Annotated in this window: 5 protein-coding genes and 1 riboswitch; of the genes, 4 read left to right on the top strand and 1 reads right to left on the bottom strand. The window is 70.2% G+C overall.

Annotation, left to right across the window (positions count from 1 at the left end; all coding sequences use genetic code 11):
• Positions 1-209: 209 nt before the first annotated feature.
• Entirely contained in the window at positions 210-7,379 is a 7,170-nt protein-coding gene (locus ABZ934_RS04010; protein WP_361308206.1) for a polymorphic toxin-type HINT domain-containing protein, read from the top strand.
• 869 nt (positions 7,380-8,248) lie between these two features.
• Here the strand turns inward: ABZ934_RS04010 and cobN are convergent.
• Entirely contained in the window at positions 8,249-11,860 is a 3,612-nt protein-coding gene (gene cobN, locus ABZ934_RS04005) for a cobaltochelatase subunit CobN (protein WP_361308204.1), read from the bottom strand.
• Positions 11,861-11,906: 46 nt separating this feature from the next.
• Positions 11,907-12,024: riboswitch (cobalamin riboswitch) on the bottom strand.
• A 325-nt stretch (positions 12,025-12,349) separates the two neighbouring features.
• Here cobN and cobG point away from each other — a divergent pair.
• Genes cobG through ABZ934_RS03990 form a run of 3 tightly spaced genes read left to right on the top strand, consistent with a single transcriptional unit; the run spans position 12,350 to position 15,809 of the window.
• Positions 12,350-13,651 carry a precorrin-3B synthase gene (gene cobG / locus ABZ934_RS04000; protein ID WP_361308202.1) on the top strand — a complete coding sequence of 434 codons (1,302 nt, stop codon included), beginning with the start codon at positions 12,350-12,352 and terminating at the stop codon, positions 13,649-13,651.
• Positions 13,648-14,295 carry a precorrin-8X methylmutase gene (locus tag ABZ934_RS03995; RefSeq protein WP_361308200.1) on the top strand — a complete coding sequence of 216 codons (648 nt, stop codon included), beginning with the start codon at positions 13,648-13,650 and terminating at the stop codon, positions 14,293-14,295. Before cobG ends, ABZ934_RS03995 begins: the two co-directional genes overlap by 4 nt.
• Positions 14,292-15,809 carry a precorrin-2 C(20)-methyltransferase gene (locus tag ABZ934_RS03990; RefSeq protein WP_361308198.1) on the top strand — a complete coding sequence of 506 codons (1,518 nt, stop codon included), beginning with the start codon at positions 14,292-14,294 and terminating at the stop codon, positions 15,807-15,809. The genes ABZ934_RS03995 and ABZ934_RS03990 overlap by 4 nt, the downstream gene beginning before the upstream one ends.
• Positions 15,810-15,814: the final 5 nt, after the last annotated feature.

The following is a 15,814-nucleotide window of genomic DNA, read 5'->3' as shown; positions in this document are numbered from 1 at the left end:
GCTGTCCAGGCCCGGGGGAAACATCTCTTTTATGGTCCTGTGGGGGGAATCGCTTGTCTCGTCGGCGTGCTTTCTTTGAGCGCTCGCGCGCGGGACGGTCGCGTGTCGCGGTCGTCTCGGTGCTCGCGGTGCTCGTATCCGGCCTGGGGCTGCCCCTGGCCGAGGCGGCTGACAAGCCGCCAAAGGTGTGGGTGCCACCAAAAACTCCCTTGCCCAATGCCAAACCGGTCAAGGGCGCGGACGCGAAGCCACCGGCCAAGCGGACCGACAACGGCCGTAAATGGGTTCCGGACGCCAAGGCCAAAACACCCGCCGGCGCAGCCGTGGTTGGTCTGGCTGGACGAGGAACTGTCGCCGGTACACCCGGCGTTCCCTCAGTTCAGGCGGGCGCCCTGCCCGTCTGGCTGGCGCCGGGCAAGGCGGCGGCGAAGCCCTCCGCGAGTACCTCGCAGGGCGCGCCCGACGCTTCCGGCGGTGCGAGCGGAACGCTCAAGGTCGAGGTGAAGGACGAGGCCAAGGCGCGGGCCGCCGGCGTGAACGGCGCCCTCGTCGCCCTCACCGAGCCGTCCGGCGCCGCCACCTCCGGCAAGGTCCAGGTCGGCTTCGATGTGCAGGCCTGGGCCAAGACGGCGGGTGCCAACTGGGCCGACCGGGCCCGGTTGGTGCAACTGCCCGCCTGCGCCCTGATCACCCCGGGCGCCGCCGGCTGTACGTCCCGTACACCCGTCGCCTCCCACCGGGACGCTTCCGGACGACTCGTCGCGGAGGTCGAGGCGCCCAAGAGCGCCGCGACCACGCCCGCCACCGGGAGCTCGGCCCTGCTGAAGACGCAGTCCGAGCCGAACTCCGCCCCGGCCGCCGCGCCGCAGATGCTGGCCGCCCAGGGCGTGGCCCTGGCCGTGGAACCGGGCCCGGCCGGCGCGAGCGGTGATTTCTCCGCGACCCCGCTGCTGCCGTCGGCCTCCTGGCAGGCCGGATCCAACGCCGCGAACTTCACCTACGGCTACACCGTCGAGGTGCCGTCCTCGATCGCGGGCGCGGCGCCCGACGTGTCGCTGGGATACGACTCCTCCTCGATCGACGGCCGCACCGCGTCGACCAACGCGCAGGCGAGCGGCTTCGGCGAGGGCTGGGAGTGGAACCCCGGTTCCATCTCCCGCTCCTACAAGGGCTGCAAGGACGCCGGGATCAAGGACTCGGGCGACGAGTGCTGGGCCGGCGACATCCTGTCCCTGTCCCTGGCGGGCCACGCGGGCCAGATCGTCCGTGACGACACCACCTGCGTCTACCGCCTCCAGGGCGAGGACGGCACGAAGATCGAGCGCCTGACGGGCCAGCGCAACACCGCCTGGAAGGGTGAGGGCTTCAAGGTCACCACCACCGACGGCACCCAGTACTACTTCGGCTCCAACCGGCTGCCCGGCGGTGACGGCACCGACCCGGAGGCGAAGTCCGTCTCCACCGTCCCGGTGTACTTCAACAGCGGTCAGGACAAGTGCCTGGGCGCCCAGACCCCCGCCAACGGCTCGTTCGTGCAGATGGGCTGGCAGTGGAACCTCGACTACGTCGTGGACCCGCACCAGAACCTGATCTCCTACCGCTACGAGCAGGAGAACAACTACTACGGACGTGGCGGCGGCCAGAACAACGGCACCGGCACCTCCACCCTCTACCAGCGCGCCTCCTACCCGACCTGGATCGGCTACGGCCAGCGCCTGCCCGACCAGATCGCGGCGAAGGGCGCGGCCAAGCCGGCCGCGCAGATCGTCATAAAGAACGCCGAGCGCTGCGTCGTCATCGGGACGGTCACCTGCACCGATCCCGCCCAGCGCACCAAGGCGAACGCCAAGTCCTGGCCCGACACCCCCGTCGACCAGGAATGCCCCGCCACCGGGCAGTGCGTAAACCTCTCTCCGACGTACTTCACGACGAAGAAGTTCACCCAGATCTACACCGAGGTGTGGACCGGCACTGCCTGGCGCAAGGTCGACTCCTTCGCCTTCAACCAGTCGTTCCAGGACCCGGGTGACGGCACCGCGCCGACCCTGTGGCTCGACTCGATCCAGCGCACCGGATCCAACGGCAAGACGGCCATCACGCTGCCCGCGGTGTCCTTCCAGCCGCTCCAGATAGCCAACCGCGTCGACGGCGTCGTCAAGCGGCCGGACGGTACGGACGCTTCGGCGCCGCCGTACAACCGCCCGCGCATCCAGACCATCACCACCGAGACCGGTGGCCGCATCAACGTGGTCTACAAGGCCCCCGAGTGCTCGCGGCTCAAGGGCACCATGCCGTCCTCCGAGGACGGCAACACCATGGCCTGCATGCCGGTCAAGTGGTACCTGCCGGGCCAGTCCTACCCGGACCCCGTCAACGACTGGTTCAACAAGATCGTGATCCAGTCGGTCACCCAGCAGGACATGGTCGCCGGCCAGGTCACCTCGGTGACCGACTACGAGTACGGCGGTGGCATCGCCTGGCACCGAAACGACTCCGAGTCCGCCGACCCGAAGACCCGTACGTGGGACCAGTTCCGCGGCTTCGCGACGGTCACCACCCGGACGGGCAACGGGAACAGCTTCGAGGCCCCGCGCAGCAAGAGCGTGACGACGTACCTGCGGGGCATGGACGGCGACGTCCTCGCCAACGGCACCAAGCGCAGCGTCACGATCGGGGACGCGCAGGGCGGCACGATCAAGGACGAGGACGTCCTGTCGGGCTTCGTCCGCCAGACCGAGACCTACGAAGGCGACGGCGGAACCGTCGTCGGCGACGAGGTCTCCGACCCGTGGATCGGCGCCGTCACCGCGACGCGCGCGCAGTCCGGCGGCATGCCGGCCATCACGGCCCGGGCGATGAACACGGCCAAGGTCACCTCGCGGGCCAAGCTGGCGAACGGCACCTGGCGCACCAGCCAGCGCACCTCCACCTACGACACCACCCTGTTCTCGCGTCCGCTCCAGGTCGATGACGTGAGCGACATCTCCCGTCCGACCGAGCGCCTCTGCACCACCTTCGAGTACGCGACGGGTCCGGGCGGCGCGCTGACCCAGATCGCCTCGCGGACGCTCGTCCTCTCGGCCGCCTGCGGCCAGACGCCGACGGCCGCGAACACGGTCGGCGACACGCGCGCCTACTTCGACGGCCTGCCCCTGGGCCAGTCCGCCGCGACCGCCGACCAGACCGGCACCGAGGTCCTGGAGACGTACGACGGCGCCGGGAAGCCGGTGTACCGCCTCAACTCCACCTCCACGTACGACGCGTACGGCCGTGTCACCAGCAACACCAACAAGGTCCGCAAGGACGCCGCGCATCCCAACGGCGCGGTCACCTCGACCGAGTACAAGCCGGCCACCGGCGTGCTGCCCTCCGAGGTCGTCCACACCAACCCGCTGGGTTGGAAGGCCTCGAACACCCTGGACATCGGCCGCTCGCTGCCGTTGATCACGAAGGACGAGAACGGGCACGTCGCCGAGCGCGACTACGACGCCTTCGGTCGCGTCCTCGCCATCTGGCAGCCGGGCCAGGAGCGGGCGAACTCCTTCCTCCCGGTCCGCAAGTTCTCGTACGCGATGAACGGCACCAACGCGCCGTCCACCGTCCTGAGCCAGGCGCTCATGAAGGACGGCCAGACCTACACCTCCAGCTACACCATCTACGACGGCCTGGGCCGGGTCCGCCAGACGCAGGCCACCCCGGGCTCCGGCGTCACGGGCCGCCTCGTCACGGACGCGCTCTTCGACTCCCAGGGCCACCAGGTCAAGACCAGCGCGCCCTACTACAACGACGAGAAGGACCCGTCGGGCGCCCTCTTCCTGCCCAACGGTGGTGTCAACCCGGACAGCAAGATCCCGGCACAGACGGTCTCGATCCTGGACGGCCTCGGCCGCCAGACCGCCTCGGTGTTCCAGTCCTTCGGCGTCGAGCAGTGGCGCTCGAAGACGGAGTACCCGGGCGCCGACGAGGTCCGCTCGATCCCGCCGGCCGGCGGCTTCGCCACGGCGACCATCACCAATGGCCTGACCTCGGTCCTGCGCCAGTACAAGAGCAACACCCCGACGGGCGCGTACGACGAAACCACGTACGTGAGCAACACCCAGGGGCAGGAGCTGTCGCGCAAGGACGCCGCGGGCAACCAGTGGACGTTCACGTACGACCTGCTCGGCCGCACGGTGAAGACCACCGACCCGGACGCGGGCACGAGCACGACCAGCTACGACGACGCCAAGAACCTCGTCACGGCCACCGACGCCCGCGGCAAGAGCGCCACGACCGTCAGTGACCTCCTCGGCCGCACGACCGCCACGTACGAGGGCACGGCCGTCGATCCCGCCAAGCAGGTCGGCGCCTTCGCCTACGACACCAAGGTGCTCGGCAAGCCCGACAGCACCACGCGGTACGTCGGCGGAGCGGCGGGCAGCGCCTACCGTTCGGAGGTCACCGGCTACGACGGCGGCTACCGTCCGCTCGGCAGCCGCATCACGATCCCGGCGGGCGAGAACAAGCTTCAGGGCGTCTACGAAACCACCAACACCTACAGCCCCTACGGTCAGCTGGAGACGACCACCCTGCCGGCCGTTCCCGAAGCCGGTCTGAAGGCGGAGACGCTCACCTTCAACGTCGACAACGCGGGCAACCTGCTCGCCTTGGACGGCATGATCGGGACCACCCTGACGCCGTACGTCGTCGACGTGCGCTACGACGCCTTCGGCCGGCCCATCCGCGGGACGGTCGGCAAGACCGGCAAGCAGATCGTCTCGACGCTCGACTACGACCTAGCCACCGGGCGTCCGGTGCGCTCGACGCTGGACAAGCAGACGGCGGCCACAGCGAGCGTCGACGTCATCGACTACACCTACAACCAGGCGGGCAAGCTCACGTCGGTCGGAAACACGCAGGACGGGGCGACCCGCGACCTGCAGTGCTTCACGTACGACTACCTGGGCCGGATGACGCAGGCCTGGACCGACACCGGCACGACCAGCACGGCTCCCCAGCCGAGCGTTCGTGGCATCGGTGGCTGCGCCAACAGCGGCGGGCCGGCGGTGGACGGCGCGGGCAAGCCGAGCGTGGGCGGCCCGGCCCCGTACTGGCAGCAGTACGAGTACGACAAGCTCGGCAACCGCACGAAGCTGGTCAAGAAGGACGTCACCGGCAGCGCGGCCAAGGACACGACGGTCACCCAGACCTTCGGCACCGGCCCGAACACCCCCTCCACCGACCCGAAGACGGGCGGCGGCACGGGTGGCCCGCACGCGCTGATGACCTCCACGGAGACCAGCACGGCCGGCACGAAGGTGACCTCGTACACCTACGACGCCTCCGGCAACACCGCCTCGATCACCAGCACTCCGGGGACCAAGACCCTGACGTGGAACGATCAGGGCAAGCTCGACAAGATCACCGGTACCGGTCAGAGCGCCGGCACCAGCTACGTGTACGACACCGGCGGCAACCAGCTCATCCGCCGCGACCCGACCAGCACCACGCTGAACCTTGGCGCCGACCAGATCACCGTGGACACGGCGACGGGCAAGGTCTCCGACGTCCGTACCTACGGCGCGCCGGGCGGCATGGCGGTCACCCGCACCACGACGGGCGGCACGTCCACCCTCGCCTACCAGGCGTCGGACCACCACGGCACCAACGGCGTGCAGTTCAACGCCTCGGACCTGTCCCAGGTCCGCCGCCCGACGGACCCGTTCGGCAACGACCGCGGCACCCAGCCGGCCGCCGGCGCCTGGGCGGGCGACAAGGGCTTCGTCGGCGGCACGAAGGAGAAGGCCACCGGCCTCACCCTCCTGGGAGCCCGCGAATACGACCCGACGACGGCCCGCTTCATCAGCCCGGACCCGCTCATCGACGCGGGCGATCCACAGCAGTGGAACGCGTACGGCTACTCGAATAACGACCCGATCAACTCGGCGGATCCCAGTGGTCGCATGCGAACGCATGAGGACCAGGTCGCTTACATGACCTCACCGGGCCCCGATGACACGGGTAGCGGTGGTGGTGATGATGGTGATGATGGTGGAAAGGCCGGCAGCTCAACTGACCTCGACAACGCCAACGGTGAGGTGGTCAGGGCCAAGAAGCACCGCGATGAGCTGCAGCACGCAATCATCGACGTGGTGCTAGACCTGATCGGTTTCAACGACGCTCGGGACTGCTTCACCAAGGGCGACGTGATGGCCTGCATCAATACGGCCCTCAACTCGGTCCCGTGGGGCAAGATCTTCAAAGCGGTCAAGATAGGCATCAAGGCCTACAAGATCTACAAGGAGATGAACAAGGCATACGAGGCCATCCACGTTGCCGAGGGCAGAGCAGCCAAGGCGATGCAAGCGTTCTCCAAGGCCAAAAAGGCGGAGGAGGAGGCGGCTGCCGCAGCAGCGAAGGCGGCCAAATCGGGTGAAGGGGCGGCAGCCAAGGAATCGGCCAGCGATGCCGCCGGCACCGAGGCGAAAGCCTCAAGGGGCGAGGCCGACGCCGCGGCGAGTGAGGCGGAATCCGCCAACAGGAGCAGCGGCTCTGCCGAATCCGAGGCCGGAGTCACGTGCAACAGCTTCCCCGCCGACGTCCAGGTACTGATGGCGGATGGCTCCACCAAGTCGATCGGCGACGTCCATGACGGCGACCGTGTCATGGCGACCGACCCGCAGACGGGTGAAACCGCTGCCAAGACCGTCGTCACGACCATCACCACGCCCGACGACAAGGACTTCACCGATCTCACCCTGACCGACGACGCTGCTCCCCGCGGCCCGCCGGCGAAGATTACCTCCACCTACCACCACCCCTACTGGAGCGAATCCCGCCACCAGTGGGTGGACGCGGGCGAACTCAAGCCGGGCGAAAAGCTCCGCCAGCCCGACGGCGCCGTCCTCAACATCGCTGCGGTCCGCAGCTACCCATACGCGGTCACCACGCACAACCTCACGGTCGCCGACCTCCACACGTACTATGTGCTGGCGGGCGCTACTCCGGTCCTGGTTCACAACTGTCCTGTAAGTGGCGAGAGCGGCGGCAGAATTGCAGAGAAGATCGGCCGTTCTTACGAGGAGCATCTTGTAAACACCCTTGGCGGTGGTGGAAGCTTCACCGAAATGGGCCGTGAGTTCGACGGAGCATTCGTGGATTCGGCGACTGGTCGCGGGACATGGTACGAGGCGAAGTCCGGCCAGTTCTGGGAGAGCACGCTAAAAAATCCCACACGCCTAAGTAAATTCTTCTCTACGGAGGGGCAGAAGCTCGGCATCGCGCAAAAAAAGGGAATCGACTACCGGGTAATCTCCGAAAATCCGATTCCGAGCGAATTTACTAACTGGCTCGACAAGAAGGGTATTCCGTGGGAAATAATCCCAAGGTCAATGGGGTGAATTGGAGTCGGATTTAAGTGGGGGCGTTCACGGATATTGACTTCACCTTCGATTGTCCGGTCAGCGTTTCAGACGTCTTGCGGGCAATCGAGGAAAGTGGTTCCTCGTTCGTAAAGAATGGCGTCACTTCCGTTCTCTTCGATGAGGATGGCATGTTCGACTGGCGGGAAATCTCTACGCCCACTACTGCCGGACTGGCTTCGGATATGGATGCTTCCCGGTGGAGTGGTGCTACCGTTGGTATCTCGATGACCCTTTGCGACTCACACCGGGGTGGCGATCTCCTCTTCCATCCCGGTCGAACGGTGGTGTCGTTCGTCGCGAGCATCAACCGAAAGAGCCTTTCGGAGTCATCCAGATTCTGTGACATCGGTTGGTACGTGGAGCGTCTAGTGCCGTTTCTGGAGCGCTTCGGGTTGCGCACAGTTGAATGCAGGGATTCCGTGTAATGTAGCGTTGTCTTGCACGCTGTGAGATCCAAATTGCCGTTCGTGAATGGTCAAGGCCCCATTGGAGTGTACTCCGGTGGGGCCTTGCGCTGTGAAAGACCATCCCGGCGCAGGGAATCACCTCAGGGTGCTGAGGCGGCCTGACATCGCTCCCACTGTCGCCAGGAGCGATTGTGATCTGCTACTGGGATCCAAACCGACACTTGCAGCGCAGGTTTTATTGAGACGTTAAGGGCCTGCTCGGTCGGGCCGACCTCCCAATTCGCATGCGTAACCACTTCGACGCCGCCTTGGCAGAATGCAACGGAGCCCACGCAAAACGCTCGGCTGGAAAGGCCGGCCGAGCGCCTGCATGAGCTTTGCGCGTGCTGACTACGTCAACCAGGTGATCCGGCGTCCTGGGGATCCTGTGAGCGGGGGTTATTCGGAGTCTGCCTCGAGGTTGCCCTCCGTGGTGAGGTAGACCTCGCGGAGGGATTCGAGGATCTGGGGGTCCGGCTTTTCCCACATGCCGCGGGATTCGGCTTCGAGGAGGCGCTCCGCGATGCCGTGGAGGGCCCAGGGGTTGGCCTGTTCGAGGAAGGCGCGGTTCTCCGGGTCCAGGACGTAGGTTTCCGTCAGCTTGTCGTACATCCAGTCGGCGATCACGCCGGTGGTGGCGTCGTAACCGAAGAGATAGTCCACCGTCGCCGCGAGTTCGAACGCGCCCTTGTAGCCGTGGCGGCGCATCGCCTCGATCCACTTGGGGTTGACGACGCGGGCGCGGAAGACGCGCGAGGTTTCCTCGACCAGGGTGCGGGTCTTGACCGTCTCCGGGCGGGTGGAGTCGCCGATGTACGCCTCGGGGGCCGTGCCGCGCAGGGCGCGGACCGTGGCGACCATGCCGCCGTGGTACTGGAAGTAGTCGTCCGAGTCGGCGATGTCGTGCTCGCGCGTGTCCGTGTTCTTCGCGGCGACGGTGATCCGCTTGTAGGCCGTTTCCATCTCGGCGCGGGCCGGGCGGCCCTCCAGGCCGCGGCCGTACGCGTAGCCGCCCCAGACCGTGTAGACCTCCGCGAGGTCGGCGTCCGTGCGCCAGTCGCGGGAGTCGATCAGCTGGAGGATGCCGGCGCCGTACGTGCCCGGGCGCGAGCCGAAGATGCGGGTCGTCGCGCGGCGCTCGTCACCGTGGTCGGCCAGGTCCGCCTGGGCGTGCGCGCGGATGTAGTTCTGCGACGCGGGCTCGTCCAGGGAGGCGGCCAGCCGGACCGCGTCGTCCAGGAGGGCGATGACGTGCGGGAACGCGTCGCGGAAGAAGCCCGAGATGCGGAGCGTCACGTCGATGCGGGGACGGCCCAGCTCCGCGAGCGGGATGGGCTCGATGCCCGTGACGCGGCGCGAAGCCTCGTCCCAGACCGGGCGGATACCGAGGAGGGAGAGGGCTTCCGCCACGTCGTCGCCCGAGGTGCGCATCGCGCTCGTACCCCACAGGGACAGGCCCACCGACGCGGGCCACTCGCCGTTGTCCGTGCGGTAGCGGGTCAGGAGCGAGTCCGCCAGCGCCTGGCCCGTCTCCCAGGCGAGGCGGGACGGGACGGCCTTCGGGTCGACCGAGTAGAAGTTACGGCCCGTGGGGAGGACGTTGACCAGGCCGCGGAGCGGGGAGCCGGAGGGGCCGGCCGGGATGAAGCGGCCGTCCAGGGCCGCGACGACGTGGGCGATCTCGTCCGTCGTGCCGGCGAGGCGGGGGACCACCTCGCGCGCCGCGAAGTCGAGGACCGCCGCGACCTCCGCGGAGTACGGCGCGGCGACCGAAGCCACCGCCGACGGGTCCCACTCCGCGTCCTCCATCGCCTGCACCAGAGCGCGGGCCGTCTCCTCCACCGCGTCCGCCGAGGTGCGGGTCGGCGCGGACTCGTCCAGGCCGAGGGCCTCGCGCAGGCCCGGCAAGGCCGTCGTACCGCCCCAGATCTGGCGGGCGCGCAGGATCGCAAGCACCAGGTTGACGCGGGCCGCACCGGACGGGGCGCCGCCGAGGACGTGCAGGCCGTCGCGGATCTGGGCGTCCTTGACCTCGCACAGCCAGCCGTCGACATGGAGCAGGAAGTCGTCGAAGCCCTCGTCGTCGGGACGCTCTTCGAGGCCCAGGTCGTGATCGAGCTTCGCCGCCTGGATCAAGGTCCAGATCTGCGCGCGGATGGCGGGGAGCTTCGCCGGGTCCATGGCGCTGATCTGCGCGTACTCGTCCAGGTGCTGTTCGAGGCGGGCGATGTCGCCGTACGACTCCGCGCGCGCCATCGGGGGCACCAGGTGGTCGACCAAGGTGGCGTGCACGCGGCGCTTGGCCTGCGTGCCCTCGCCCGGGTCGTTGACGAGGAAGGGGTAGATCAGAGGGAGGTCGCCGAGGGCGGCGTCCGGTGCGCAGGCCGCCGACAGGCCGGCGTTCTTGCCCGGCAGCCACTCCAGGTTGCCGTGCTTGCCCAGGTGGATCATCGCGTCCGCGCCGAAACCGCCGTCCTCCGCGTGGGCCTGGATCCAGCGGTACGCGGCCAGGTAGTGGTGCGAGGGCGGCAGGTCCGGGTCGTGGTAGATCGCGATCGGGTTCTCGCCGAAGCCGCGCGGCGGCTGGATCAGGATGAGGAGGTTCCCGCGGCGCAGGGCAGCCAGGACGATGTCACCCTCGGGGTTCGCGGAGCGGTCCACGAACATGTTTCCGGGCGCCTCGCCCCAGTGTTCCTCGACGCTCTCGCGCAGCTCGGCCGGGAGCTCGGCGAACCAGCGCTTGTAGTCGGCGGCGGGGATGCGGACGGGGTTGCGGGCCAGTTGCTCCTCGGTGAGCCAGTCCTGGTCGTGGCCGCCGGCCTCGATCAGGGCGCGGATCAGCTCGTCGCCGTCGCCGGAGATCAGCCCGGGGATCTCGTCGGCGGGACCGAAGTCGTAGCCGCCTGCGATGAGGGTGCGCAGCAACTCCACGGCGCTGGCCGGGGTGTCCAGGCCGACCGCGTTGCCGATGCGCGAGTGCTTGGTCGGGTACGCGGAGAGGACCAGCGCCACCCTCTTGTCGCGGCGCTCGATGTGGCGCAGGCGGGCGTGGCGGACGGCGATGCCGGCGACACGGGAGGCCCGTTCGGGGTCGGCGACGTAGGCGGGCAGGCCGTCCTCGTCCAGCTCCTTGAAGGAGAACGGGACGGTGATCAGACGGCCGTCGAACTCCGGGACGGCGACCTGGGTGGCGGCGTCCAGCGGGGACAGGCCCTCGTCGTTCTCCTCCCAGGCGCTGCGGGAGCCGGTAAGGCACAGTGCCTGGAGGATCGGCACGCCGAGCGCGGCCAGCGCGCCGGCGTCCCAGGACTCGTCGTCACCGCCCGCCGAGGCGGTCGCGGGGCGGGTGCCGCCCGCCGCGAGGACGGTCGTCACGATCGCGTCCGCCGACTCCAGCGCGGAGAGCAGCTCCGCCTCGGGCGTGCGCAGGGAGGACACGTACAGCGGGACGGCCTGTGCGCCCTGGTCCTCGATGGCCTCGCACAGGGCGTGCACGAAGGCGGTGTTGCCGCTCATCTGGTGCGCGCGGTAGTACAGCACGGCGATACGCGGGCCGGTGGTACGGGCCGGGGTGCGCTCCAGCGCGCCCCACGTGGGGGAGGCGGCCGGGGGTTCGAAACCGTGGCCGGTCAGCAGCACGGTGTCGGAGAGGAAGCGGGCCAACTGGTCCAGGTTGGCGGGACCGCCGTGGGCGAGGTAGCCGTGCGCCTCGGCGGCGATGCCGATGGGGACGGTCGAGGCCTCCATCAACTGCGCGTCGGGGGCCTGTTCACCGGTCAGGACCACGACCGGGCGGTGCTGGCCGGGAGCCAGGAGCAGGTCGAGGCCGTCCTGCCAGGCGCGCAGACCGCCGAGGAGGCGTACGACGACCAGCTCGACCCCGTCGAGGAGGGCGGGCAGATCGTCCAGGGGAAGGCGGGAGGGGTTCGCGAACCGGTACGGGACGGGGCCGTTGGCGGCGGCGCGAGCGCTGAGCAGATCGGTGTCGGACGTCGACAGCAGCAGGATCATGCGGCGGCAGGCCTTCCTCGGGGTTTCCGCGCCCCGGGCAGTGAGGACGGCGGGAGTTCCTGACTCACCCGGCCGATCGCTCCGCGGGGTTCACAGTGGCGGGACCGCGCCGGAATCGCACCGGGCTTCCTCCCATGTCGCCGTCCTCGGCGATGACGGGCCGTGTGGTCCGCCGGGGTCATCTTAGGTGGCCGGGGGCGGTGGTGGGTGCGGGGGGCCGGCGGCGCGGGTGGCGGGTGCGGGGTGCCTGCGGCGCGTTGGTCGGGTGCGGGTCCGTTGCGGGGGCTCCGCCCCCGGGCCCCCGCGCCTCGATCGCCGGCGGGGCTGGATTCGGGGCTCCGCCCCCGGGCCCCGCGCCTCGATCGCCGACGGGGCTTGTGTGTGCGGCGGGGCTGGATTGGGCGGCGGGGTTCCGGGGTGCGGACGGAGAAGGTCGGGGTGGCGGTGGACACAGGTCGGGGGTGGGGAAACGTGGGTATGCTCGCGGCCATGCCCCAGCCACCTTCCGCCGCATCGCGGGACGAACCCGTCATACGGGACCGAGGTGACGCCTGCCCCGGCGCGCTGCGGTTGCACCAGGCGGACGACGGGTACCTCGCCCGGGTCCGGATACCCGGCGGGATGCTCGGGGCGCGCGCGGCCGGGATGCTCGCCGACGCGGCGGACCGGCTCGGCGACGGGCACATCGACCTCACCTCGCGCGGCAACGCACAACTGCGCGGACTCGGGGCGGCCTGCGGCGGTGAGCTCGCCCGCGTCCTGGCCGACGCCGGGCTGCTGCCCGCCCCCTCCCACGAGCGGGTCCGCAACATCGTCGCCTCGCCGCTGACCGGCCTCGACCGCAGCGGGCTGCCCGACGTGGCGCCCTGGGTCGCGGAACTGGACCGGCTGCTCTGCGCGAGCGAGGAGACGGCCGCCCTGTCCGGGCGCTTCCTGTTCGCCCTCGACGACGGACGCGGCGACGTGAGTTCCCTCGACGCCGACGTCAATCTGCTCGCGCGGGGCCCCGAGCATGCCCTGCTCACGACGGCCGGCGCGGGCGAGGGGCTCCTCGTGGCCGCCACCGACGCGCCCCTCGCCGCCCTCGTCGCCGCCCGGTACTTTCTCGACACCGCCCGGCGAGCCGGTACGCGGGCCTGGCGCGTTGCCGAGTTGCCCGCCGAACACCGGCTCGATCCGCGGGAGTTGGCGAGCCGGTTGGCCGATGCCGCCATCCGTTCGACCGTGGTGCCCGACACCGCCGCGCCCTCCGGCCCCGCGCCCGAACCCGGCCTCGTCGAAGGGCCCGGGCAGCCCGTCGCGCTCTCCGTGCTCGCGCCCCTGGGTCGCCTCACCACCGCCCAATGGAACCTCCTGGCCGGTCTGACCGGGCGGCTGCGCCTGACCCCGTGGCGCGGCGTCGTCGTCCCCGGACTCATCGCCACCGCCGCGCCGGACGCCCTCGCCGCCCTCGCCGACGCCGGGCTTATCACCACCCCCGCCGACCCCCGGCGGTCCGTCACCGCCTGTACCGGACAACCCGGATGCGCCCGCTCCCACCGCGATGTGCGGGCCGACGCGCGCACCGTCACCGCCCTGGCGGCCGGGCCGCTGCCCGTCCACTGGTCGGGATGCGAACGGCGCTGCGGACACCCGCGCGGGACCGCCTGGGTGGACGTCCTCGCCACCCCCGGCGGCTACGACCTCCGCGCCCCCGGCCGCGCCCCGCGCCCCGGCGTACACCCCTCCGACCTTGCCGCGGCCCTCAGGGACGCACGCCGCACCACCTCCCACGACGCAGCGAAGAAATGAGCGAGTACACAGTGTTCGAGTACGAGAAGGACGGCGCGGCGATCTACCGCCAGTCCTTTGCCACGATCCGCGCCGAGGCGGACCTCTCCGGGCTGCCCGCCTCCGTCGCCCAGGTCGCGGTGCGCATGATCCACGCCTGCGGGATGACCGACCTGCCCCAGGACCTGGGATACACGCCCGACGTCGTGCTGCGGGCGCGGGCGGCCCTGAACGCCGGCGCGCCGATCCTGTGCGACGTACAGATGGTGGCCAGCGGCGTCACCCGCAAGCGGCTGCCCGCCGGCAACGAGGTCGTCTGCACCCTCTCCGACCCGGCCGTGCCGGCACTCGCCGCGAAAATGGGCACCACCCGCAGCGCCGCCGCACTCGAAGTCTGGCGTGACCGGGGCCTGTTGGAGGGATCGGTAATCGCCGTCGGCAACGCGCCCACCGCGTTGTTCCGGCTGCTGGAGATGATCGAGGAGGGCGCGCCGCGCCCCGCCGCCGTCATCGGCGTCCCGGTCGGCTTCATCGGCGCCGCCGAGTCGAAGGACGCGCTCGCCGAACACCCGTCCGGGCTGGACCACTTGATCGTGCGCGGCCGGCGCGGCGGCAGCGCGATCGCGGCCGCCGCCGTCAACGCGATCGCGAGCGAGGAAGAATGAGCACCATCGAGGCGAGCGGCGACACCACGGCCAAGGGCCGGCTCTACGGCGTGGGGCTCGGCCCCGGCGACCCCTCCCTGATGACGCTACGGGCCGTCGAGGTGATCGGGGAGGCCGACGTCGTCGCGTACCACTCCGCCCGGCACGGCAGGTCCATCGCCCGCTCGATCGCCGCGAAGCACCTGCGCGCCGACCACATCGAGGAGCCGCTGGTCTACCCGGTCACCACCGAGACCACCGACCACCCCGGCGGCTACCAGGGCGCCATGGAGGAGTTCTACGAGCTCTCCGCGGCCCGCCTCGCGGCGCACCTGGACGCCGGCCGGACCGTCGCCGTCCTCGCGGAGGGCGACCCGCTCTTCTACGGCTCCTACATGCACATGCACAAGCGGCTCGCCGACCGCTACGAGGCCGAGGTCGTCCCCGGGGTGACCTCGGTGAGCGCCGCCGCCGCGCGGCTCGGCACCCCGCTGGTGGAGGGCGAGGAGGTGCTGACCATCCTGCCCGGCACCCTGCCGGAGGAGGAGCTGACCGCCCGGCTCGCCGCCACCGACTCGGCCGTCGTCATGAAGCTCGGGCGTACCTTCCCCGCCGTGCGGCGGGCCATGGAGAACAGCGGCCGGCTCGCCGAGGCGCGCTACGTCGAGCGCGCGACGATGGCGGGGGAGCGGACCGGTGTCCTCGCCGACACCGACCCCGACAGCGTGCCGTACTTCGCCGTCGCCGTCGTGCCCAGCCGCGTCGGCAACCCGGGCAGCGTGCCCTCGGGGCCGGGCGAGGTCGTGGTCGTCGGGACCGGACCGGCCGGGCCGCTGTGGCTGACCCCGCAGACCCGGCGGGCGCTCGCGGACGCCGAGGTGCTCGTCGGGTACACGACGTACCTGGACCGGGTTCCGGTGAAGCCGGGCCAGATCCGGCACGGCTCCGACAACAAGGTGGAGTCCGAGCGCGCCGAGTTCGCCCTCGACCTCGCCCGACGCGGGAAGCGGGTGGCCGTGGTCTCCGGCGGTGACCCCGGTGTCTTCGCCATGGCCACGGCGGTCCTGGAGGTCGCGGGACAGGCGGAGTACAAGGACGTGCCCGTACGGGTCCTGCCGGGGGTGACCGCGGCCAACGCGGCCGCCGCGGCGGCGGGCGCCCCGCTGGGCCACGACTACGCCACGATCTCCCTCTCCGACCGGCTCAAGCCCTGGGAGGTCATCGCGGAGCGGCTGCGGTCCGCCGCGCAGGCCGATCTCGTACTCGCCCTGTACAACCCTGGGTCGCGCAGCCGGACCTGGCAGGTGGCGCAGGCCCGCGAGCTGCTGCTCGAACTGCGCTCGCCGCAGACCCCGGTGGTCGTCGCGCGCGACGTGGGCGGCCCCGAGCAGTCCGTCCGGATCGTCACCCTGGGTGAACTGGTACCGGAGGAAGTGGACATGCGGACCATCCTGCTGATCGGGTCGTCGCAGACCCAGGTCGCGGAGCGGGCCGACGGCAGCCGCGTGACGTGGACCCCGCGCCGCTACCCGTGACCGTG

Source organism: Streptomyces sp. NPDC046557 (genome assembly GCF_040645975.1).
In the GTDB taxonomy this organism is placed as follows: domain Bacteria; phylum Actinomycetota; class Actinomycetes; order Streptomycetales; family Streptomycetaceae; genus Streptomyces.
The sequence above is the reverse complement of the archived record's forward strand: the minus strand, read 5'-3'. Positions and strand labels throughout refer to the sequence as shown.

Coding starts and splice junctions, on each gene's coding strand:
- ABZ934_RS03990 (WP_361308198.1), top strand. CDS start 14,292: ATGAGCACCATCGAGGCGAGCGGCGACACCACGGCCAAGGGCCGGCTC.
- cobN (WP_361308204.1), bottom strand. CDS start 11,860: ATGATCCTGCTGCTGTCGACGTCCGACACCGATCTGCTCAGCGCTCGC.
- cobG (WP_361308202.1), top strand. CDS start 12,350: ATGCCCCAGCCACCTTCCGCCGCATCGCGGGACGAACCCGTCATACGG.
- ABZ934_RS03995 (WP_361308200.1), top strand. CDS start 13,648: ATGAGCGAGTACACAGTGTTCGAGTACGAGAAGGACGGCGCGGCGATC.